General features: G+C 61.8%; 21 protein-coding genes. 11 read left to right on the forward strand and 10 right to left on the reverse strand.

Annotation, left to right across the window (positions count from 1 at the left end; genetic code table 11):
* Positions 1-110 precede the first annotated feature (110 nt).
* Both B4F27_RS07475 and B4F27_RS07480 read left to right on the forward strand, forming a co-directional pair.
* Complete coding sequence (locus tag B4F27_RS07475; RefSeq protein WP_286759305.1) at positions 111-692, forward strand: histidine phosphatase family protein; 582 nt, start codon at positions 111-113, stop codon at positions 690-692.
* Between the two features lie 120 nt (positions 693-812).
* On the forward strand, positions 813-2,327 hold the full coding sequence (locus tag B4F27_RS07480; protein ID WP_286759306.1) for a YifB family Mg chelatase-like AAA ATPase: 1,515 nt from the start codon (positions 813-815) through the stop codon (positions 2,325-2,327).
* On the opposite strand, the gene B4F27_RS07485 is transcribed toward B4F27_RS07480, so the two are convergent.
* From B4F27_RS07485 to rsmI, 4 genes are read right to left on the reverse strand one after another with little or no spacing between them, the layout of a single operon-like run.
* Positions 2,293-3,210, reverse strand: a complete 918-nt coding sequence (locus B4F27_RS07485) for an alpha/beta hydrolase (RefSeq protein ID WP_286759307.1) — start codon at positions 3,208-3,210, stop codon at positions 2,293-2,295. The genes B4F27_RS07480 and B4F27_RS07485 overlap by 35 nt on opposite strands.
* Complete coding sequence (gene gshB, locus B4F27_RS07490) at positions 3,207-4,142, reverse strand: glutathione synthase (RefSeq protein ID WP_037943139.1); 936 nt, start codon at positions 4,140-4,142, stop codon at positions 3,207-3,209. The genes B4F27_RS07485 and gshB overlap by 4 nt, the downstream gene beginning before the upstream one ends.
* Positions 4,143-4,200: 58 nt before the next feature.
* The gene (locus B4F27_RS07495; RefSeq protein WP_286759308.1) at positions 4,201-4,590 is read right to left on the reverse strand and encodes a YraN family protein; all 390 of its coding nucleotides are present in this window, start codon (positions 4,588-4,590) and stop codon (positions 4,201-4,203) included.
* A 1-nt stretch (position 4,591) separates the two neighbouring features.
* Positions 4,592-5,452: a 16S rRNA (cytidine(1402)-2'-O)-methyltransferase gene (gene rsmI / locus B4F27_RS07500; RefSeq protein ID WP_286759309.1), complete on the reverse strand. Its 861-nt coding sequence runs from the start codon at positions 5,450-5,452 to the stop codon at positions 4,592-4,594.
* Between the two features lie 89 nt (positions 5,453-5,541).
* Here rsmI and B4F27_RS07505 point away from each other — a divergent pair, with 89 nt between their 5' ends.
* The 3 genes from B4F27_RS07505 to murJ all read left to right on the forward strand — a co-directional run bounded on the left by B4F27_RS07505 (position 5,542) and on the right by murJ (position 11,224).
* Positions 5,542-6,726, forward strand: coding sequence for a penicillin-binding protein activator (locus B4F27_RS07505; RefSeq protein WP_286759310.1), 1,185 nt, complete (start codon positions 5,542-5,544; stop codon positions 6,724-6,726).
* 13 nt (positions 6,727-6,739) lie between these two features.
* Positions 6,740-9,523, forward strand: coding sequence for a [protein-PII] uridylyltransferase (locus B4F27_RS07510; protein ID WP_286759311.1), 2,784 nt, complete (start codon positions 6,740-6,742; stop codon positions 9,521-9,523).
* Positions 9,524-9,631: 108 nt separating this feature from the next.
* A complete protein-coding gene (gene murJ, locus B4F27_RS07515) occupies positions 9,632-11,224 on the forward strand; it encodes a murein biosynthesis integral membrane protein MurJ (RefSeq protein WP_074636055.1) in 1,593 nt (530 codons plus the stop codon).
* A gap of 87 nt (positions 11,225-11,311) precedes the next feature.
* Here murJ and B4F27_RS07520 read toward each other — a convergent pair whose 3' ends face one another.
* The gene (locus B4F27_RS07520) at positions 11,312-11,998 is read right to left on the reverse strand and encodes a rhomboid family intramembrane serine protease (RefSeq protein WP_074636057.1); all 687 of its coding nucleotides are present in this window, start codon (positions 11,996-11,998) and stop codon (positions 11,312-11,314) included.
* Positions 11,999-12,073: 75 nt separating this feature from the next.
* Here B4F27_RS07520 and trpS point away from each other — a divergent pair, with 75 nt between their 5' ends.
* The 4 genes from trpS to B4F27_RS07540 all read left to right on the forward strand — a co-directional run bounded on the left by trpS (position 12,074) and on the right by B4F27_RS07540 (position 15,643).
* Entirely contained in the window at positions 12,074-13,090 is a 1,017-nt protein-coding gene (gene trpS, locus B4F27_RS07525) for a tryptophan--tRNA ligase (protein WP_064216346.1), read from the forward strand.
* Positions 13,091-13,227: 137 nt separating this feature from the next.
* A complete protein-coding gene (locus B4F27_RS07530; RefSeq protein WP_286759312.1) occupies positions 13,228-14,334 on the forward strand; it encodes a class II histone deacetylase in 1,107 nt (368 codons plus the stop codon).
* A gap of 11 nt (positions 14,335-14,345) precedes the next feature.
* Positions 14,346-14,918: a nitroreductase family protein gene (locus B4F27_RS07535; protein ID WP_286759313.1), complete on the forward strand. Its 573-nt coding sequence runs from the start codon at positions 14,346-14,348 to the stop codon at positions 14,916-14,918.
* Positions 14,909-15,643 (forward strand): EI24 domain-containing protein, encoded by a 735-nt coding sequence (locus B4F27_RS07540; protein ID WP_286759314.1) that lies wholly within the window; start codon positions 14,909-14,911, stop codon positions 15,641-15,643. The genes B4F27_RS07535 and B4F27_RS07540 overlap by 10 nt, the downstream gene beginning before the upstream one ends.
* Here the strand turns inward: B4F27_RS07540 and B4F27_RS07545 are convergent.
* Together B4F27_RS07545 and mce are read right to left on the reverse strand one after the other, a co-directional pair.
* On the reverse strand, positions 15,576-15,869 hold the full coding sequence (locus B4F27_RS07545; protein ID WP_005851259.1) for a DUF1467 family protein: 294 nt from the start codon (positions 15,867-15,869) through the stop codon (positions 15,576-15,578). The genes B4F27_RS07540 and B4F27_RS07545 overlap by 68 nt on opposite strands.
* Positions 15,870-15,871: 2 nt before the next feature.
* A complete protein-coding gene (gene mce / locus B4F27_RS07550; protein ID WP_005851258.1) occupies positions 15,872-16,276 on the reverse strand; it encodes a methylmalonyl-CoA epimerase in 405 nt (134 codons plus the stop codon).
* A 134-nt stretch (positions 16,277-16,410) separates the two neighbouring features.
* Here mce and B4F27_RS07555 point away from each other — a divergent pair, with 134 nt between their 5' ends.
* Positions 16,411-17,130, forward strand: coding sequence for a response regulator (locus B4F27_RS07555; protein WP_184583278.1), 720 nt, complete (start codon positions 16,411-16,413; stop codon positions 17,128-17,130).
* Between the two features lie 7 nt (positions 17,131-17,137).
* Here the strand turns inward: B4F27_RS07555 and B4F27_RS07560 are convergent, their stop codons facing one another.
* The gene (locus B4F27_RS07560) at positions 17,138-17,863 is read right to left on the reverse strand and encodes a GNAT family N-acetyltransferase (protein WP_286759315.1); all 726 of its coding nucleotides are present in this window, start codon (positions 17,861-17,863) and stop codon (positions 17,138-17,140) included.
* A 165-nt stretch (positions 17,864-18,028) separates the two neighbouring features.
* On the opposite strand from B4F27_RS07560, the gene B4F27_RS07565 reads away from it, so the two are divergent.
* Complete coding sequence (locus B4F27_RS07565; RefSeq protein ID WP_260004746.1) at positions 18,029-18,190, forward strand: hypothetical protein; 162 nt, start codon at positions 18,029-18,031, stop codon at positions 18,188-18,190.
* Positions 18,191-18,317: 127 nt separating this feature from the next.
* Here B4F27_RS07565 and aspS read toward each other — a convergent pair whose 3' ends face one another.
* Positions 18,318-20,168 (reverse strand): aspartate--tRNA ligase, encoded by a 1,851-nt coding sequence (aspS, locus tag B4F27_RS07570; RefSeq protein ID WP_286759316.1) that lies wholly within the window; start codon positions 20,166-20,168, stop codon positions 18,318-18,320.
* 193 nt (positions 20,169-20,361) lie between these two features.
* The gene (locus B4F27_RS07575) at positions 20,362-21,540 is read right to left on the reverse strand and encodes a type III PLP-dependent enzyme (RefSeq protein WP_005851249.1); all 1,179 of its coding nucleotides are present in this window, start codon (positions 21,538-21,540) and stop codon (positions 20,362-20,364) included.
* Positions 21,541-21,564 lie beyond the last annotated feature (24 nt).

Here is a 21,564-nt window from a genome sequence, read left to right on the forward strand (position 1 = left end):
TTCACGCGGAATCGAAAAAGAATCGGCTTTTTTCCGCGCAGCTTGCTTTGACTTTGTGACAATGACGCTAAATAAATCGCAAACCACTGGGCGAATAAGGCGCGCTGATCATGACTAACTGGCATTGGGTGCGCCACGGCCCGACCCACGAGAAAAACTTTGTTGGCTGGCGCGATGTCCCTGCCGATCTGTCCGATGTCGCACAGCTCGGGCGGCTCAACGCGCATCTGCCGCAGACTGCCGTGATGGTATCTTCGGACCTTATCCGCGCTTCTGCCACCGCCGATACGCTGGCCTCTGTCAGCCGCCTGCGCCTGCCCCATGACCGCGACCTGCGCGAGCTTGATTTCGGGCTGTGGGACGGCATGCACGCCCGCGATGTATCGCAAAGCCACCCCGAGCTCAGCCGCGCCTATTGGACCACCCCGGGTGACATCGCCGCTCCCGAAGGCGAAAGCTGGAACGACGCGGCCCGCCGGATCAACGCCGCCGTTGACCGGATCACACAGGCCCATCCGAACACAGACATCATCGCCGTGGCGCATTTCGGCGTGATCCTGACACAGGTCCAACGCGCGCTTGGCGTGGATGCCCATGCCGCGATGGCCCATAAGATCGACAACCTATCGGTCACGGATATCCACATCACCCCGCAGGGGTGGGACATCGGCACCATCAACCATCAGGTCTGACGGCCCCGCCCCTACCTTCATTTTGCCAATTAAACTCAAATCCCGCGCTTCACTCGTTCGTTAACGCTTATTAAATACCCCCGCCCTACCCCTGAGGTATCGCAAGGCATCAGGGGTAGAATGGTCGCACGGGCATATACGGTCGCATTCCAGGGCATCGACGCGCGCATCGTCGAGGTGCAATGCGCGCTCTCTGCCGGTATGCCCGCCTTTTCAATCGTGGGCCTGCCCGACAAAGCGGTGTCAGAAGCGCGCGAAAGGGTCCGTGCCGCGCTTGGTGCGATGGCCATCGCCCTGCCCAGCAAACGGATCACGATCAACCTCAGCCCTGCCGACCTGCCCAAAGAAGGCAGCCATTTCGACCTGCCGATCGCGCTGGCCCTGCTGGGGGCGATCGATATCCTGCCGAATGATGTCATCCAAAGCACCGTCGCCTTGGGCGAACTGTCGCTGGACGGGAGCCTGATCCCCGTGATCGGCGCGCTGCCCGCGGCGATGGCTGCGGCGGAAAACGGGCGTAGCCTGCTTTGTCCCGCTGCCTCTGGTGCCGAAGCGGCTTGGGTCGGCAATGCGCAGGTGATCGCTGCTCCTAGCCTCGGCGCGGTGGTGCGGCATTATACCGGCCAAACCCCGCTGCCGCCTGCCACACCGGGCGAAGTCTCGCAAAGCCCCAGCCAGCATGACCTGCGTGATGTCAAAGGTCAGGAACGCGCTAAACGCGCCTTGGAAATCGCGGCCGCGGGACGTCATCACCTGATGTTTGTCGGCACGCCCGGCTCGGGTAAATCCATGCTGGCGGCGCGTTTACCCTCCATCCTCCCCCCACTGACCCCACAAGAAGCGCTCAGCACCTCTATGATCCACTCGCTTGCCGGGCTTCTGAATGACGGCGGCATCTCTCGTCTGCGCCCGTTCCGCGAACCGCACCACACGGCGTCTATGGCGGCGATCATTGGCGGCGGTCGGTTGGCCAAACCGGGGGAGGTCAGCCTTGCCCATAACGGCGTGCTGTTCATGGATGAATTCCCCGAATTCCCGCGCACCGTGCTGGAAACCCTGCGCCAGCCCGTTGAGACGGGCGAGGTGATGATCGCCCGCGCCAATGCACATGTGAAATACCCGTGCAAATTCATGCTCGTCGCCGCCGCGAACCCCTGCAAATGCGGCTACCTCAGCGATCCGTCCCGCGCATGCAGCAAGGCCCCCGCTTGCGGAGAGGATTATATGAATCGCGTCTCGGGCCCGCTGCGCGACCGCTTCGACCTGCGCATAGATGTGCCGCCCGTGGGCTATACCGACCTCGACCTGCCCCCCAGTACGGAAGGCTCGGCGGAGGTCGCCCAAAGGGTGCAAGCCGCGCGGCGGCGCCAGCACGACCGCTTTGCCGACCATCCCACAGCAGCCCTGAACGCAGATGCCGAAGGGGACCTGCTGGAACAGATCGCCGCCCCGGATACGGAGGCGCGACAGCTGCTGTCCCGCGCGGCAGAGCGGTTTCACCTATCGGCACGTGGGTATCACAGGGTATTGCGTGTGGCGCGCACCATCGCGGATCTGGACGGGGCCGGCGACGTGCGCAAACCGCATCTGGCCGAAGCGCTCAGCTTTCGGTTGCCGTCGGTGGCAGTTGCGTGATCCAGCGCGCCAATGCGTCTAACGTGACCCGCGCTTCGGGCAGGGTATTGTGGAATATCGGCCAGACGTGGGGCAGGTCATGCTCCTCTTCCAACGACGCGCTAACACCTTGATCCCGCAAATGCGCTGTCATCCGGCGCGCGTCATCGCGTAAAATCTCTGTGGACCCGACGGTGATCCAGACTGGCGGTGCCCCCGGATAGCTCGCAAGCAAGGGGCTTATATCGGGATCTCGGGGGTCTGCACCGGCCAGATACATCTCTGCCATAAGACCGGCCTGCGCGGCGGGCAACACGGCCTCTCGTGCCGCATTCTCGCGGAAGCTGGCCCCCTCGTGCAGAAAATCGGTCAGCGGTGAAAAGGCAAAAAGCGCGCGCGGCAGGGGGCCACTGCCTGCACAAAGCCGGCTAAGCAGATTGAAAGCCAGCGCGCCGCCCGCGCTATCACCGCCGACAATGATATTCTGCGCCGACACACCGCTGTCGAGCAACGCCTGATAGGCCGCGGCGACATCGTCGATTGCGGCGGGAAACGGCGCTTCGGGGGCAAGACGATAGTAGGGCAATACCGCCACAGCCCCCAGACGCTGCGCCAAGGCCCCCAGCATCGCCCCGTGGGTATCGGGGCTGCCGAACACAAAACCACCCCCATGAATGTAAAAGATCACCAGATCAGAGCGTGTCTGCGCAGGGGTCACCCGCAGAACCTCGCCCGCACCAACCAAGCGGCTGCGGGTGATCTGGGTGCCGCGCGGTGCGCGAAACAGCAGCCGCGCGGTTTTCGCGAAATCACGACGTATCTTATGCACATCACGCGTGCGCGCCAGCTTGCGCTTCTCTACCAAACGTAAATAGCCGTTCAGCAGAGGGCGCAAAAGGCTCATGCGCGCTTACGTTCGATCGCTTCCCATATCTTAGCCGCGATATTGGTGCCGTCGAAACGTTCCAGTTCTTGTATGCCCGTGGGAGAGGTCACGTTGATCTCTGTCAGATAATCGCCAATGACATCGATGCCGACGAAAATCTGCCCTTTCTCGCGTAGCAACGGGCCGATGGCGGCGCAAATTTCAAGGTCACGCTCTGTCAGGCCGACCTTCTCAGGGCGGCCGCCCACGTGCATGTTCGACCGGGTTTCCCCCTCTGCCGGGACGCGGTTGATGGCCCCGACGGCTTCGCCATCCACCAGGATCACCCGTTTATCGCCCTTGGACACAGCCGGCAGGAATTTCTGTACGATCAACGGCTCGCGCGAGAAACCGGTGAACAGTTCGTGCAAAGAGCTGAGGTTGCGATCATTCGTGTCCAGACGGAAGACACCCGCGCCCCCGTTCCCGTATAGCGGCTTGAGGATGACATCCTTATGTTTCGCCTTGAACGCTTTGATCGTGTCCAGATCACGGGCGATTGTGGTCGGCGGGGTCAGCTGCGGGAAATCGAGCACCAGCAGTTTTTCGGGGTAGTTCCGCACCCAGAACGGGTCATTCACCACCAGCGTTGTCTTTTTCAGACGATCCAGCAAATGGGTCGAGGTGATGTAATGCATGTCGAACGGCGGATCCTGCCGCAGCCAGACAACGTCGAAATCCGCCAGATCAACCTCGCGTTCAGGCCCCAAGGTGGCGTGATCGCCCTGTACCCGCTGCACGGTCAGATCATGACCCCGTGCGGTTATGCGCCCCTCTTGATAGGCAAGGTGATCGGGGGTGTAGTAGAAAAGCGCGTGCCCGCGCGCCTGTGCTTCCTCGGCCAGGCGAAAGCTGCTGTCCGCGTTGATGTTCACGTCCCCGATCGGGTCCATCTGAAAGGCGATTTTCATAAGGGGTCTCCCTGTTGTTCCTTTCTAGATGGCGCAGCAGGGCGTGGGGTGCAATGGGTCAGTCGTGCCCGAAGGCGTTTTCAAGGATCCGCAGGGCACCGGTCTGATCGACCAAAGCCACGTCAAACCGCACATCCGTCAGCGCGCCTTTGGGTTCGCCGCCAATGAATTCTTCGGCGGATCGATAGATACGGCGCATCTGTTTCCGGTTCAGGCGCTGCAGGGCGCTGTCATGGCTTCTGCTTTTCTTCACTTCGACAAAGACGATCCCGTCGCCGTCGCGCATGATCAGATCAATTTCGCCCGCCTTACCGCGCCACCGTTCATGTGCCAGATCAAAGCCGCGGCGGCGGTAGTCATCCGAAACCTGCAGTTCAGCCGCACGACCTGCGTGATAGGAAACAGCGCCTTGAACGGATTTCGCCAATGTCGTCAATGTGTCGGTCATCTTAGGTTTCTTTCCCCAGTTCCAATGCCGCCTGATACACCTGTCGGCGCGGCACATCATATGCCTGCGCCACCATATCGACGGCATCGCGCATCGAATTCGTTTCCAATGCGTTCGCAAGGTCAGAGGTTAGATCACTTTCGCTAACAGCCGGTAAACGCCCGCGATCGATCAGCACAACAATCTCGCCTTTCGGGGCTTTACCGCTGTAGTGTTCGGTCAACTCACCCAGGGTACCGCGCTGAATTTCCTCGAACTTCTTGGTCAGCTCGCGACAGACAGCCGCCGGACGTTCCCCGCCCAGCGCCTGTGCGGCATCGCGCAGCATCGCCCCCACCCGCTTGGGTGATTCGTAGAAAGCCAGCGTGCCTTGCACCTCTTTCAACTTTTGCAGCGCCGTGAGCCGTGCGCCTTTCGCATTGGGCAGGAAACCTGCGAAAAAGAAGGCGTCCGTCGGCAGCCCTGCCAAAGCCAGCGCGGTCAGCACCGCCGAGGGGCCCGGGGCGCAGGTCAGCATGAGCCCTGCCTCGCCCACACCGCGGGACAGTTCAAACCCCGGATCCGCGATCAGCGGCATGCCAGCCTCAGAGGCATAGGCGACGGATTGCCCATCGCGGATCGCGGCGACAAGCTTGTCCTGCACGCCACTGCCCGAATGGTCGTGCAGCGCCACAATCTGCCGCCCGTTGAGAGGCACCCCGTGGATATCCATCAACTTACGCAGGCTCCGCGTGTCTTCCGCCGCCAGCACATCAGCCGAGGCCAGCACGTCGAGCGCCCGCAAGGTTATGTCGCGGGCAGAGCCGATCGGCACCCCGACAAAGTAAAGCCCCGCCGCAAGGGGAATCTTTTGATAATTCAAGCTGGACCCGCCTTTCGCACCCTCTATGATCAGTGCATATGTCCCCGGGGCCATCGCCGCCGACCTGCCACCAATGGAGTGACACCGTTATGATCGCTGTTTTCAACATCCTTCGCAAGCCACTGCGGCTTTTGATCCTGCCACTGATTGCATTGGCGCTTGCCGCCTGTGAACCTGTGGCGCTGACCAATATGAACGGGTCCAAGGGCCCCAAAGTCGACTCGAGCAAACCTATTCCGGTGGCCTTGCTGATCCCACGCGGCGGATCGGCGGCAGATAACTTGCTGGCGCAAGAGCTTGAGAACGCCGCGCGTCTGGCGATCCGCGATCTGGGCGGCGTGCAGATTGACCTGCGGGTCTATGGCACGGGCGGCAATGCTGGCACTGCCGGCACCGCGGCGGCGCAGGCCGTCACCGACGGGGCGCAGATCATTCTGGGGCCGCTTTATGGCGAGGCCGCAAATGCGGCGGGTAACGCGGTTGCCGCGCAGGGCGTGAATGTCCTGTCCTTCTCGAACAACCCCAGCATCGCGGGCGGCAACGTCTTTGTACTGGGTCAGAACTTTAACGACACCTCCAACCGATTGGTCCGCTACGCCAAGAGCAACGGAAAAGACAAGATCCTCGTGCTGCACGGTCAGGATCTGGCCGGCCAGCTGGGCCGCGATGCCATCCTCAAGGCGATTGCCGCAAACGGGGCGACCTCTGCCGGTACGGTTGATTACGCGCTGAGCCAAGAGGCCGTAATGTCGGCCGTGCCGCGCGTGAAAGCTGCCGTAGAAAGCAACGGGGCGAATGCGATCTTCCTGACGACATCCTCGGCCAGTGCGCTACCGCTCTTCGCACAGCTGCTGCCAGAGGCAGGGATCAGCGGTGCCTCCACGCAGTACATCGGTCTGACCCGCTGGGATATCCCGCCCCAAACGCTGGCGCTGCCCGGCGTGCAAGGTGGCTGGTTCGCCCTGCCCGACCCCGGCGCGACGACCGCATTTTCGCAGCGCTATGCCGCAGCCTATGGCGACACACCCGGCCCGATTGCCGGTCTGGCCTTTGACGGGATCGCAGCCGTGGGTGCCTTGGCGAAATCCGGCAAATCCGACGCGTTGTCCGCGGCACGTCTGACCCAAGGCGCGGGCTTCCGCGGGGCGAGCGGCGTCTTCCGCCTCAAGGCGGACGGCACCGCCGAACGCGGCCTTGCCATTGCCACGATCCGCAACCAGCAGGTCGTCATCATCAGCCCTGCCCCCCAAGCCTTTGGCGGGGCCGGTTTCTAAGGGACCCCCTTTTGTGAAACCCCTTGTTGCACCAGCAGAATCAGGTGAGGCCACCGCGCGTCACCTGATCAGCACCCCCAAACGCATCTTTGACGAAGCGGCTGTTTCCGCCGCGCTCAAGGACGTCCTGGACGGTTTGACCGATCCGGCAGAGATTCAGGCCGCCGCTGTCGCCGTTCTGCAAGACGCGCAAAAGACCGGGCGCGCCGAAATCGCCCGCGCCTTTGCAGCGTCACCGTTCAACGCGCGCCCCATGACATCGGCCTATTGCTACCTCACCGATCAGCTTGTCCGCACGACCCTGCAGATCGCCGGACAACGGCTCCACCCGATTGACACGCTTGGCCCGAACGACCGGCTCGCCGTGATCGGCGTCGGCGGGTATGGCCGCGGAGAGATGGCCCCCTATTCCGATGTGGACCTACTGTTCCTCATCCCCCAAACGCCCAGCCAGCGCACTGAAAACCTGATCGAATCCATGCTGTACATGCTATGGGATCTCAAGTTAAAGGTCGGCCATTCCACCCGCACCATCCGCGACTGCGTGACCCTTGGCCGCGAGGATTTTACGATCCAGACAGCCCTGCTGGAGCACCGCTTTATCGCCGCCGATGTGGCGTTGGCGCAGGATCTGGATGAAACGCTCAAGACCGATCTTTTTGCAGGCACCGGTCGCAGCTTTATCGAAGCCAAGCTGGAGGAACGCGACGCGCGGCACCGCAAGCAGGGTCTACGGTATGTTGTGGAACCCAATGTCAAAGAGGCCAAGGGCGGCTTGCGCGATCTGCAATCGTTGTTCTGGATCGCCAAACATATCTACAGCGTCGAACATGCCGCCGATCTTGTCGACCGCGGCGTGTTTCTGGAGGAAGAATTCAAGACCTTCGTCGCGGCCGAGAATTTTCTTTGGGCGGTACGCGGACACCTACACCTCATTTCAGGACGCGCGACCGAACAGTTGACCTTTGACATGCAGGTCGCCGTGGCCGAGGCGATGGGATACCGCGACACGCGGGGCCGCCGCGGGGTCGAGGTGTTCATGCAGGCCTATTTCCGCCACGCCACCGAAGTGGGCGAGCTGACGCGCATCTTCCTCACCAAGCTCGAAGCCTTGCACGTCAAGGCGGAACCCCTGCTTGAACGCATCTTTCGCCGTCGCCCCAAGCTGCGGGACGGCTATGAGGTCGTGGGCGGGCGGCTGGCCGTCACCGATGGCAAAGCGTTTATCAGCGACAAGCTGAACCTGCTGCGCATCTTCGAAGAGGCATTGCGCACCGGTATGTTGATCCACCCCGATGCGATGCGTCTGGTCAAAGCGAACCTCGCCCTGATCGACGACGACATGCGCAACACGCCCGAGGCGCGGCGGATCTTCCTTGATCTGATGCTGAAACACGGCAACCCCGAACGCGGCTTGCGCCGGATGAACGAACTGGGCGTGCTGTCGGCCTTCATCCCCGAGTTTGAGCCCATCGTGGCGATGATGCAATTCAACATGTATCACAGCTATACGGTGGACGAGCACACGATCCAGTGTATCACAAACCTTGCCCTGATCGAGAAGGGCGAGCTGGAAGAAGACCTGCCCGTCGCCTCGTCGATCCTGCAACGTGGGGTGAACCGCAAGGTGCTATATGTGGCTCTATTGCTGCATGATATCGCCAAGGGCCGCCCCGAAGACCATTCGATCCTCGGGGCCCAAATGGCCCGCAAGATCGCGCCCCGTCTGGGCCTGAACAAGGCCGAGGTCGACACGGTCGAATGGCTGGTCCGCTACCACCTGCTGATGTCGGATATGGCGCAAAAACGCGATATTTCCGATCCGCGCACCGTGCGGGACTTTGCCAAGGCTGTGCAGACCGTCAAACGGCTTGATCTGCTGTGTGTGCTGACCGTCTGCGATATCCGCGGCGTCGGCCCGAACACATGGAACAACTGGAAAGCCGTGCTGATCCGCGGGCTCTACCGGCAAACCAAACGCGCGCTTGAAACCGGGCTCGAAGACCTCAACCGCGAGAACCGCGGCGCGGGGGCCAAAAAGGCCCTGCGTGCGGCCCTCGCCCATTGGCCGCGCAAGGATCTTCAGGCCGAAACCGCACGCCACTACCCGCCCTATTGGCAGGGGCTTCATACGGCATCGCAGGTGGTATTCGCCGAACAGCTCCGCGATATCCAGGACGGTGAAATCCGCATTGACCTGCACCCTGACGATGACCGCGACGCCACCCGCGCCTGCTTTGTCATGGCTGACCACCCGGGCATCTTTGCACGGCTTGCCGGTGCGTTGGCGCTGGTCGGGGCCAATGTCGTCGATGCCCGCAGCTATACCACCAAGGATGGCTGGGTGACTGATGCGTTCTGGATTCAGGACGCCGAGGGCAACCCCTACGACGTCTCGCGCCTGCCACGGCTGCGGCAGATGATCTCCAAGACGCTCAAGGGTGAAATTCTGGCCCGCGATGCGCTGAAATCCCGCGACAAGGTGAAAAAGCGCGAGAAAGTGTTCAAGGTGCCCACGCATATCACCTTTGATAACGAAGGCTCCGAAATCTACACGATTATCGAGGTGGATACCCGCGACCGCCCCGGCCTGCTCTATGACCTCACGCGGTCGCTGTCTGAATCCAACGTCTATATCGCCAATGCGGTGATCGCGACCTATGGCGAACAGGTGGTCGATACCTTCTACGTCAAGGATATGTTCGGGCTGAAATACTATACCGAAAGCAAGCAAAAGACGCTCGAGAAACGATTGCGCGCGGCGATCATCGACGGTGTGGCACGGGCGCAGGACTGACATCGGCGCTTTCGCGCGGGCATGACGGCTGTGTTCGCATTTCCCTGATTGCGCAGTGCGGCGCCAACGGCTAGGCCATTTGCACCGCAGTTACGGGGCAGCACCACCATGAAACCTATCCGCCTTATGTCCGGCTTCTTCACCGTCGGGATCTGGACCCTCCTCAGCAGGGTCATGGGGTTCGTGCGCGATGTGATGATCGCGGGCTACCTTGGCTCTGGCCCCGCAGCCGAAGCGTTTCTGGTCGCCTTTTCCCTGCCCAACATGTTCCGCCGCTTCTTTGCCGAGGGGGCGTTCAACATGGCCTTTGTGCCGATGTTCTCGAAAAAGCTCGAAAGCGGCGATGATCCGGAAAAATTCGCGCAGGATGCTTTTGTCGGTATGGCGTTCATCCTGACGCTGTTCACCATCATCGGGATCGTCGCGATGCCGGGGCTGGTGCTGCTGATGGCCTCGGGCTTTGCGGGGGACGAACGGTTCGATCTGGCGGTCGAATACGGGCGTCTGGCCTTCCCCTATATCCTGTTCATCTCCCTCGCCGCCCTTGTATCGGGCGTGCTGAACGCCACCGGCCGCTTCATGGCGGCGGCGGCAGCCCCTGTGGTGCTGAACGTCATCTTCATCCTCGCCGTCCTTATCGGAGCCGCCCTCGGCCGCGACGGATCAGAGGCGATCGGCATGGGCATCGACAAGGCGCTTGGCCTACAGATCGGCGACACGCTGGCGCTGTCTGTCCCGCTGGCGGGGATCGCGCAACTGGCGCTGGTCTGGTGGGCCGCGAAACGCGCAGGCTTCACACTGACCTTCGGCCGTCGCCCCCGCCTGACGCCCGAGCTGAAACGCCTCGCCATCATCGCCGCCCCTGCGGCCCTGGCGGGCGGGGTCATGCAGATCAACCTGCTGGTAGGCCGTCAGGTCGCCAGCTTCTACGAAGGGGCCGTGGCTTGGCTCAATTACGCAGACCGCCTCTACCAACTGCCCTTGGGCGTGGTGGGGATCGCGATTGGCGTGGTGCTGCTGCCCGACCTGTCACGACGGCTCAAGGCCGGAGACGAACAGGGATCGCACACCCAGATCAGCCGCGCCGCCGAGGTGTCACTGGCGCTGACCATCCCCTCGGCGGTTGCGTTGATGGTGATCCCCTTCACGCTGGCCACGGTGCTGTTCCAACGCGGGGCCACAACCACGGATGACGCCGCGGCCATTGCCATTGCCGTGGCGATCTACGGGCTCGGCCTGCCGGCCTTCGTGCTGCAAAAGATCCTGCAACCGCTTTACTACGCGCGTGAAGACACCCGCCGCCCGTTCTACTTTGCCGTGGTGGCAATGGTGGTGAACGTGGTACTGGCCGTCGGCCTCAGCCCCGTGATCGGCTGGATTGCCCCTGCCATCGCGACGACACTGGCGGGATGGGCGATGTTTGCCTTGCTGGCCTATGGCGCACGTGGCTTCGGGTTGGCCGCGAAATTCGATGCGCGTTTTCACAAACGCATCTGGCGCATCATGGCAGCGGCGGCAGTCATGGGCGGAGCGCTCTGGATCGGCAACCTGGCCCTGCAACCCCTGCTCGCCGAACCCTGGTGGCGCGGGGTCGCCCTGGTGATCCTCATTGCCCTGGCGGCCGTCAGCTACTTCGGCACCGGCCAGCTCATCGGTGCGTTCAAACTGGCCGAATTCAAACGCGCCCTAAAACGCGGCTAACCCGACCCGCTTCCAAATGGCATTAAATCCCGGGGGTCAGGGGGCTGGCCCCCTGCCTGTCACGTCTGCCTGTCCCGCCTGCAAGCCTCACCGATGCCGAATACGCTCCCGCAGCCTGCTCCATTCGCCCGGCGCAAAAACAAAGCTCAGCGCGAAACCACAGGCAAAGCCCAAAAGCTCCGCCACCCACTGGGTGCCCGCGTCAAAGAACACGCCCCAGATCAGCTGCAACCCCATCAGCACGGCAATCAGGGAAAACGCGCGGTACTGCTGTTCTCCTTGCCCCGCCAGCTTGCGCCACATGACAAAGGAATAGCCGCCGATCAGCCCATAGACCGACGGGTAGGCACCGACCAGCCAGACCGGATCATCCAGCACCAGCGCATAGACCACCGCGCCGAAAATGCCCGACACAAAGAAGATCGCCAGAAACGCCACCTGCCCCATCGCCTCGGCCACCATCTTGCCAAGCGCCAGCAACAGCACGCAGGCAAAGATCGCATGGGTGAACCCCAGATGGATGAAACTATAGCTCACCCCCCGCGACAGCTCGCGCAGGGGGAATTGCATATTCGCGACCATCCAGTCAAAGACATCGCCCGAGAACCCGTAGTCGCGGATCAAGGCCAGACGCCAGCCCACGGCTGCAGGGCCGCCGATGATCCCGGCCTCGGCCAGCGACAGCACGACCTCTATCCCCGCCAGCGCCAGAAAAAGCAGCGTGACGGTTGCGGGCATCGGGTTCACGGGGGGGTGAAAATCTGGGTCTTCCATAGGGCCTCCTTGACGGGCATGGTGCGCATGGGTAAGCCCATCTGGCCGTAGTTTCCAGCCTTATCGGAGCATCCAATGACCGACACCTCTTTCACCCCGCGTGTGTTTTCCGGCATCCAGCCGTCGGGCGATTTGCATCTTGGAAACTACCTGGGCGCGCTCAAACGTTTCGCCGATGCGCAGGACAAGGGGGTACAGTCGATCTACTGCATGGTCGATCTGCACGCGATCACCGTCTGGCAGGACCCTGCGGACCTCAAGCGCAGCACGCGCGAGCTTTGTGCCGGTTTTATCGCGTCGGGCATCGACCCCGATAAATCCATCCTGATCAACCAAAGCCAGGTGCCCGAACACGCGCAACTGGCCTGGGTCTTTAACTGCGTGGCGCGCATGGGCTGGATGGGCCGCATGACCCAGTGGAAGGACAAGGCCGGCAAGAACGCCGAAGCTGCCTCGCTGGGGCTCTTTGCCTATCCCGCGCTGATGGCCGCCGACATCCTGATCTATCACGCGACCCATGTGCCCGTGGGCGAGGACCAGAAACAGCACCTTGAACTGACCCGCGACATCGCGGCCAAGTTCAACCATGACTACGGCGTCGATTTCTTCCCGTTGACCGAACCGGTGATCGAAGGGGCTGCGACCCGCGTCATGTCCCTGCGCGACGGGTCCAAGAAGATGTCGAAATCCGACCCTTCCGATGCCAGCCGTATCAACCTGACCGACAATGCCGACACCATCGCCAAGAAAATCCGCAAGGCCAAGACCGACGCCGATGCGCTCCCCTCCGAAGTGGACGGCCTCAAGGACCGGCCAGAGGCGCGCAATCTGGTAAATATCTTCGCCGCGCTGAACGACCAGACCGTTGAACAGGTTCTGGCCGATGTGGGCGGCCAGCAGTTCGGCACCTTCAAACCCAAACTGGCTGAACTCGCCGTCGCCAAAATGGCCCCGATCAGCACCCGCATGGCAGAGCTGATGGCCGACGAGGCAGAGATCGACCGCATTCTGGCCCACGGCGCGACCCAAGCGCGCGAGATCACCGCGCCGATCCTCAAGAAAACCTACGAGATTGTGGGCATGGTAGGCTAAACCAGCCCGCCCCTTCACCCTTTCCCAAATACTCACTCCACAGGTCCCCCCGCAGCACCCCGGCTGCGGGCCTTGCCCCCATGGACAATCCTTTAGCGTTTTGCCAGCCTTCGCCCGAACCACGAAGGGGATAGAAGATGACCACCGGTTTTTTCATGGATGAACGCTGCTTTTGGCACGCAGGTGGCAACTATGCCTTTACCATGCCCGTGGGAGGCTTGGTGCAGCCGCTGGCGGCGGGCGGCCTGCCGGAAAACCCCGAGACCAAACGCCGCCTGCGCAATCTGATGGAGGTCACCGGCCTGATGGCCGAGCTCGACCTGCGCAGCGCAGCACCTGCCACCCGCGACGATCTGCTGCGCGTCCATCCGGCTGCCTATCTCGACGACTTCAAACGCCTTTCAGACGCGGGCGGTGGAGAGCTGGGGTTGCGCACCCCCTTCGCCGCCGGCGGGTTCGAGATTGCAGCGCTGTCCGCGGGCCTCTCCATCGCCGCGGTAGAGGCCGTCGCCCAAGGTGACCTCGACAATGCCTATGCGCTCAGCCGTCCACCGGGGCACCATGCGCTGCCTGATTTCCCCAACGGCTTCTGCCTGCTCGCCAATATCGCCATCGCGATCGAGGCAGCAAAGGCCAAGGGACTGGTGCGCCGCGTTGCCGTGCTGGACTGGGATGTGCACCACGGCAATGGCACCGAGGCGATCTTTTATGACCGCGACGACGTGCTGACGATCTCGCTCCATCAAGAAGGGAACTACCCGCTTGATACCGGTGCGCTGGCGGATCGGGGGAACGGTGCCGGTGAAGGCTATAATATCAACCTACCGATGCACGCGGGGTCGGGGCATACGGCCTATCTGCACGCGCTCGACCGCGTCGTGATCCCCGCGCTCGACGCGTATCAACCCGATATGATCATCGTCGCCTGCGGTTTCGATGCTTCTATCGTGGACCCGCTGGCGCGCATGCAGGCCACAGCGGAAACCTTTGCCGAGATGACACAGCGGATCAAAGCCGCGGCGCAAAAACTTTGCGGCGGCAAGCTGGTGCTCGTCCATGAAGGCGGCTATTCAGAGGCCTATGTTCCCTTCTGTGGCCACGCCACCATTGCAGCCCTCGCAGACAGTGACATCACAGCGCCAGATCCCCATGCGAAGAACTTTCGCATTCGCCAGCCAAGCCCCGCATTCGACGCTTTCCTGCGCGCGTCCATTGACGACATGGCGCAAGAGCTGAACCTATAAGAGAGACCCCGATGCCAACACCCAATCCCGACGCGCTGCATTTCCTGCAAACCCGCCGTTCGCGCCCCGCCAAGACCCTGACCACACCGGTCCCCGACCGCGACACGCTGACCGAGCTGTTGACCGTGGCCTCGCGGGTGCCGGATCACGGGATGCTGGAGCCGTGGCGTTTTATCGTGATCGAAAAGCCCGCGATGGCGCGTCTGGCCGACATCGCCGAGGCACGCGGCACCGCCCTGGCGCTCGACCCCGAGCAGATCCAGAAGGGCCGCGGGCAATTCGATCAGGGCGATCTGGCGGTTGTTGTGGTCGAGGTGCAGAAACCCTCGCCCAAGATCCCGCCGTTGGAACAGACCTATGCCGTGGGCGGGGTCTGCCTGTCGCTGGTCAATGCAGCGCTCGCCTCTGGCTGGGGCGCGAACTGGCTGAGCGGTTGGGTCAGCCACGACCGCGCCTTCATGACCGAGGCTTTCGACCTCGCGGAGCATGAACGCATCGCCGGCATCATCCATATCGGCACCGAAACCTCCGCCCCGCCAGAGCGCGGGCGCCCCGACATCACGGCGATCACCACATGGCAATAGCACAGATTTTTCGCGCCTTCGGGCTGGCCGTTGGACAGGTTGGCGATCCAAGCTTTCGCCGCGTGCTGCTGCTGGGTGTCGGATTGGCATTGCTGCTGCTGGTCGGTGCGTCTGCGGGCTTTGTCTGGCTGATCGACTGGCTGACCGGAGAGGACAACTGGCTGCCCGTTCTGGGCGAGGTCTCGTGGCTTGACGATCTGTTCAGCTGGGGGGCAGCGCTGCTGTTGATGGTGCTGTCGGTGTTCCTGATGGTGCCCGTCGCCTCGGCCATCACGTCGATGTTTCTGGATGATGTGGCCGACGCGGTAGAGGCCGAACACTACCCCCATCTGCCCCCCGCCACGCCCGTGCCCTTTGGCGATGCGCTGCGCGACACGGTGAACTTCATGGGGGTGTTGATCGGTGTGAACGTCGTGGCGCTGGTGCCGTACCTGATGTTTGCCCCCTTCGCGCCCCTGATCTTCTGGAGCGTGAACGGTTTCTTGCTGGGGCGCGAGTATTTCACTCTTGCCGCGATCCGGCGGGTGGGCCGGACCGAGGCAAAGCGTCTGCGCGGGAAACACGGCCTTACAATCTGGGCCGCCGGCGTGTTGATGGCGATTCCCTTGTCGGTGCCGCTGCTGAATCTGGTGATTCCGATCCTAGCGGCGGCGACCTTTACCCATTTGTTCCACCAATTGGCGTCGGCGCCCCGTGGAGCCACTGCTCCACATCCGCCACGGTGAACCAGCCCGACAGGATGATCCCCGCGATGATCGCCCAAAGCACGATCGACACAGCGGTCGTCCACAGCGCTTTCTTTTTTAGGTGGTGATGTTCGGGGGCCCCCGCGTGGGTGCCCTCGACGATCTGGCCCAGATCCCCCTGGGTCTGCACCCGTACTGGCAGCAGGATCATAAAGACCATCGACCAGATCACGGTGAACAGAACGATACCTGACATGACGGCCATGGTTACACCTGCTCCAGCTCGACCAGCGCGCCGTTAAAGTCTTTGGGGTGCAGGAAAATCACCGGCTTGCCGTGGGCACCGATCTTGGGCTCTCCGTTCCCCAGAACACGCGCGCCGCTTTCCTTCAGGCGATCCCGCGCCGCGATGATGTCTTCGACTTCATAGCAGATGTGGTGGATGCCACCGGCGGGGTTCTTTTCCAGAAAACCGTTGATCGGGCTATCGTCCCCCAGCGGGTAAAGCAGTTCGATCTTGGTATTGGGCAGTTCGATAAAGATCACGGTGACGCCGTGGTCGGGTTCATCCTGCGCAGGACCGACATTCGCACCCAAAGCGTTGCGGTATTGATCCGCAGCGGCCTCAAGGTCCGGCACGGCGATGGCTACGTGGTTTAGGCGACCGATCATCATTCTTCTCCCTCAAATCAACATTTGACCCGGTTTATGGGCTGTCGCTGCCGCAAGAGCAATGCGTCACGTTAACACCGTATTAGCGAAGCGCGCCTAACCATAGGTCACCCACAAAGCATAACGGAGGAATCATGGATACGCTTGAACATCAGGCCCAAAGCCTGCCCGCCCCCACGGCCGACCGCCCGCTTTTGGGCCTTACCGTTCTGGTGATCGAAGACAGCCGCTTTGCCTGCGAGGCGATGCGCCTGCTCTGTCTCCGCTCTGGCGCGCGGATCAGACGGGCCGACAGCCTGCGCGCGGCGCGGCGGCATTTGCAGGTCTACCGCCCGTCGATCGTGATTGCCGATCTGGGGCTACCAGACGGAAACGGCATTGATCTGATTGCGGAACTGGCACAATCGCAGCCCCGCGTGGATGCGTTACTGGCGATTTCGGGGGAGACCCATCTGGCGGCGGATGCGTTGGCCGCAGGGGCAGACCGTTTCATGAGCAAACCGTTGCAGTCTTTGTCACAGTTTCAACAGGTCGTGCTGGCCGCCCTGCCCCAGCATCACCGTCCGCTGGGACTGTCCGTGCTTGCCGATGAAACGATCACGCCCGACACTATCGCGTTGCAGGATGACATGGCGCATATGGATGACGTTCTGTCCGGCCCCTGTACGCCTCAGACGCTGGAATATGTCGCGCAGTTTCTGACAGGCGTGGCGCGCAGCGCGCGGGACGCAGCACTGGAGCAGGCGGCGACAGCGCTGGCAGCACGCAGCACCTTGGGCCTGCCTGCTATCGAAGAACAACGGGTGATCCGGTCGGTCTTGCGCCAACGGCTGATGCGGCAAATCGCGATCTAGTCGCGGGTCACGTCAGCGGGTCACTGGACACCCGCACGAGGCTGGTCAGATCGCCCAACCGTTCGCGCTGCTTACCCTCTGCGTCAAAGTTTGCAGGGGAAAGCCACGCCTCGAAGGCTTCGCGCAGGCCCGGCCATTCGGCGTCAATCGCCGCAAACCATGCCGTATCGCGGTTGCGCCCTTTAACGACAGCCGCCTGCCGGAAGATGCCTTCGTAGCTGAAGCCCAAGCGTTGCGCGGCACGGCGCGACGGCATGTTCAGCGCGTTACACTTCCATTCATACCGACGGTATCCCGCCTCGAATGCCCATTTCATCATCAGATACATGGCATCCGTCGCCGCCCGCGTGCGCTGCAACGCGGGCCCAAAGGTGATTGACCCGACCTCTATCGATCCGGCCTCTGGCGCGATGCGCAGATAGCTTGCCACCCCTTCGATATGCCCAGTCTCTAGGTTCTTGATCGCATAGAAGAGCGGGTCGTCTTTGGTCTCGACCTCGCGCACCCAGCGGTGAAACTGGGCAGAGGATGAGAACGGCCCGTCATACATATAATGCCAAAGCTGATCCTGCCCTTCAAAGGCGCGGAACAGCAGGGCGGCGTGGGCCTCGGCGTTGAGCGGTTCAAGCTGGGCGTAACGGCCCGTCATCACCGTCCGCGGCGGGCGCGGCGGGACGGAAAAAACTGCAACAGGGGCACCAAGTGGGCCGGGGGGCTGGTCATCTTGTTTCATGCGCTTACGTTAAGGCTAAGCGCTGTCAGCGCCAAGACCCGAATGTCATATGACATCACCCAAACTGGAGCGCAGAAAAGTCCTGTTTTTGCCACAAACGCCTGCGAGGCTGATGCCATCCGCAACCACCAAGCCACCCACGTCACCCATCCCAAGGGGCACATCATGTTCACCAAACTGCGCCGCATCTACGCCAAGGAAACCAGTTTCGACTGGACCGTCTTTGCGGCGAATGTGGTGGGTGTGGCGATCGTGGCACTGGCTTTTGCCCATGCGCGCGACTTTGGCGCGCAGACCGTGGTAGAGGTTGCGCACGCCGGTTTCTGACCTTTGGGCGCAGGCCGGCATGACATAGACCACCACCCCGACACCAACGCGGTTCCATCGCGTTCAAACGAAAAAGCCCGCCTTTGGCATATCAAAGACGGGCTTTTCTATGGGTATGTTGCAGGGCTTAGTCCTGCGGGATGACCCGCAGACCCAGCTCCATCAACTGATCCGACTGTGGCTCGCTTGGTGCGTTCATCATCAGGTCTTCGGCGCGCTGGTTCATCGGGAAGAGGATCACCTCGCGGATGTTCGCCTCTTCCGCCAGCAACATGACAATCCGGTCGATACCGGCGGCGCAACCACCGTGGGGCGGGGCACCGTATTGGAACGCGTTCACCATGCCGCCAAAGCGTTTTTCGACTTCGTCCTTGCCATAGCCTGCGATCTCGAACGCCTTGAACATGATCTCTGGCTTGTGGTTCCGGATGGCACCGGACACCAGTTCGTAGCCGTTGCACGCAAGGTCATACTGATAGCCAAGCACTTCAAGCGGGTCGCCCATCAGCGCGTCCATCCCGCCCTGTGGCATAGAGAACGGATTGTGTTCAAAGTCGATTTTGCCGGTTTCTTCGTCTTTCTCGTAGATCGGGAAATCAACGATCCAGGCAAAGGCGAAACGGTTTTCGTCCGTCAGCCCCAATTCGGCACCGATAACGTTACGGGCACGGCCCGCGACACCTTCGAAGGACTTGGGCTTGCCGCCAAGGAAGAACGCCGCATCGCCCACGTCCAGACCCAATTGCTGGCGGATCGCCTCGGTACGCTCTGGCCCGATGTTCTTGGCCAGCGGGCCCGCTGCTTCCATGCCACCTTCGACCTCACCGGCTTTCAGCTTGGCTTGGGCTTCTTTCACCGTGATGCCCAGCTCCTGTGCCACGCTGTCGGCGGTTTTCTCGCGCCAGAAGATATAGCCCATGCCGGGCAGCCCTTCTTTTTGCGCAAAGGCGTTCATGCGGTCGCAGAACTTGCGGCTGCCGCCAGTGGGCGCGGGAATGGCGCGGATTTCGGTGCCTTCCTGTTCCAGCAGTTTCGCGAAGATCGCAAAGCCGGAGTCGCGGAAATGGTCGGACACGACCTGCATCTTGATCGGGTTACGCAGGTCGGGCTTGTCAGAGCCATACCACAGCGCCGCGTCTTTATAAGAGATTTGCGGCCATTCCTGATCCACAGCCTTGCCGCCGCCGAATTCTTCGAAAATGCCGGTCAGCACGGGCTGGATGGTGTCGAACACGTCTTGCTGTTCGACAAAGGACATCTCGAGGTCGAGCTGGTAGAAATCGGTGGGCGACCGGTCAGCGCGCGGGTCTTCGTCGCGGAAACAGGGCGCGATCTGGAAATACTTGTCAAAGCCGGACACCATCAGCAGCTGTTTGAACTGCTGCGGGGCCTGCGGCAAAGCGTAGAACTTGCCCGGGTGCAGACGCGACGGCACGAGGAAGTCGCGCGCGCCTTCGGGGGAAGACGCGGTGATGATCGGCGTCTGGAATTCTTTGAAGTTCTGGTCCCACATGCGCTTGCGGATCGATGACACAACGTCGGACCGCAGCACCATGTTGTCCTGCATTTTTTCGCGACGCAGATCGAGGTAGCGATAGCGCAGGCGGGTTTCCTCGGGGTATTCCTGATCGCCAAAGACCTGCAAAGGCAGTTCTTTCGATGGGCCAAGCACTTCGATGTCGCGCACGAAAACTTCGATCTCGCCGGTGGGGATCTTGGTGTTGACCAGATCGGCGTCGCGGGCCTTTACCTCGCCATCGATGCGGATACACCATTCGGACCGCACCTTTTCCACCTCGGCAAAGACGGGGGAATCAGGGTCGCATAGCACTTGGGTCATGCCGTAATGGTCGCGCAGGTCGATAAACAGGATACCACCGTGGTCGCGCACACGGTGCACCCACCCGGACAGGCGAACCTTGTCGCCAACGTTTTCCTTGCTCAGATCGGCGCATGTATGGCTGCGATATGCGTGCATGACGGGTCCCTTTCGAGGGCTAGAATTGTTCGGGGCAGGTACACCGTTTGGGGCCGCGGAAGTCAAGAGTTTCCCGTAAAAACGGCACAAACCGCGGGTAAAACCCCCGCGTCAAACCGTAGAGCTGAAAATAGATGGGCCGCCTGCTCCTCCCAAAGCAGACGGCCCTTCCCGCGCGACGTTGATGATCCTCTTACAGGACCAATACATCAAGCGGCGGAAACCCGTTAAAGCCGACCGAACTGTACGAGCTTGTGTAAGCGCCGCAGTTCTTGATCATGACTTTGTCACCGTCCCTTAGGTCAAGTGGAAGGTCAACCGGATTTTTTTCATAAAGCACATCGGCACTGTCACAAGATGGGCCAGCAAGCACACAGGGGCCGACGGGCTTGCCGTCATGCGGGGTCACGAACTGATAGCGGATCGCCTCGCCCTCGGTTTCGGCCAGACCGGAAAAACGCCCGATATCCAGATAGACCCAACGGCGCGCCGCCTCTGCCGATTTGCGCGACACCAGCAACACTTCAGCCGCGATATGCCCTGCCTCTGCGACCATGCCGCGGCCCGGCTCTGCCATCAGGACCGGAATCTCGCCAAAGCGTTCTTTGACAGCGGCAACGACTGCGGCGGCATAGCCGCGCGGCGCATCCACCGGATCACCGTGATAGGCAGGAAAACCGCCGCCGATGTTCAGCAGTTGCAGGTCGTGCCCTGCTTCTTTCGCGGCGTGCCATAGCGGAGCGACCTGATCCAGAACGGGATGCCAGTATTCGGCGCGACGGGTTTGCGAACCGACGTGAAACGACAGACCATAAGGCACGAGACCCACGGATTTGGTGTACTCCAGCAGGCTTGGCAGCAGCGAGCCCGCGCAGCCGAACTTGCGGGTCAGCGGCCAGTCCGCCATGGAATTCTCGACGATCAGACGGATATAGACGCGCGCGCCGGGGGCGTGCTCTGCGATTTTGTCGAGCTCTGCCTCGCAGTCGGCGGCGAACATGGTCACCCCGATAGAATGGGCAAAGGCGATATCAACGCCGCGTTTGATGGTGTTGCCGAAAGAGATTTTCGCAGGATCCGCCCCTTGGGACAGACACAGCTCGATCTCCTGACGCGACGCCGCATCAAAGCCGGAGCCGCGTTCGACCAGCATACGAATGATCTCGGGGGCGGGGTTCGCCTTTACCGCATAGTGGATTCGCGCATCGCCCAGACCGGCTTGCAGCGCGTCGTATTGTACACCCACACGGGCGCGGCTGACGACGAGAGTCGGTTTGTCGAAGCTGTTGTTCCAGATGTAATCAGCCGCTTCGTCATAGTTCGATGCTGCGGATGTGTTCACGGTGGCGGTAGCTGTGGCGTTCATGGTCATCTCCAAAGAGCAAGGAAGGGCGGG

The sequence above is a fragment of the Sulfitobacter sp. UBA1132 genome (assembly GCF_002311545.1).
GTDB lineage: Bacteria > Pseudomonadota > Alphaproteobacteria > Rhodobacterales > Rhodobacteraceae > Sulfitobacter > Sulfitobacter pontiacus.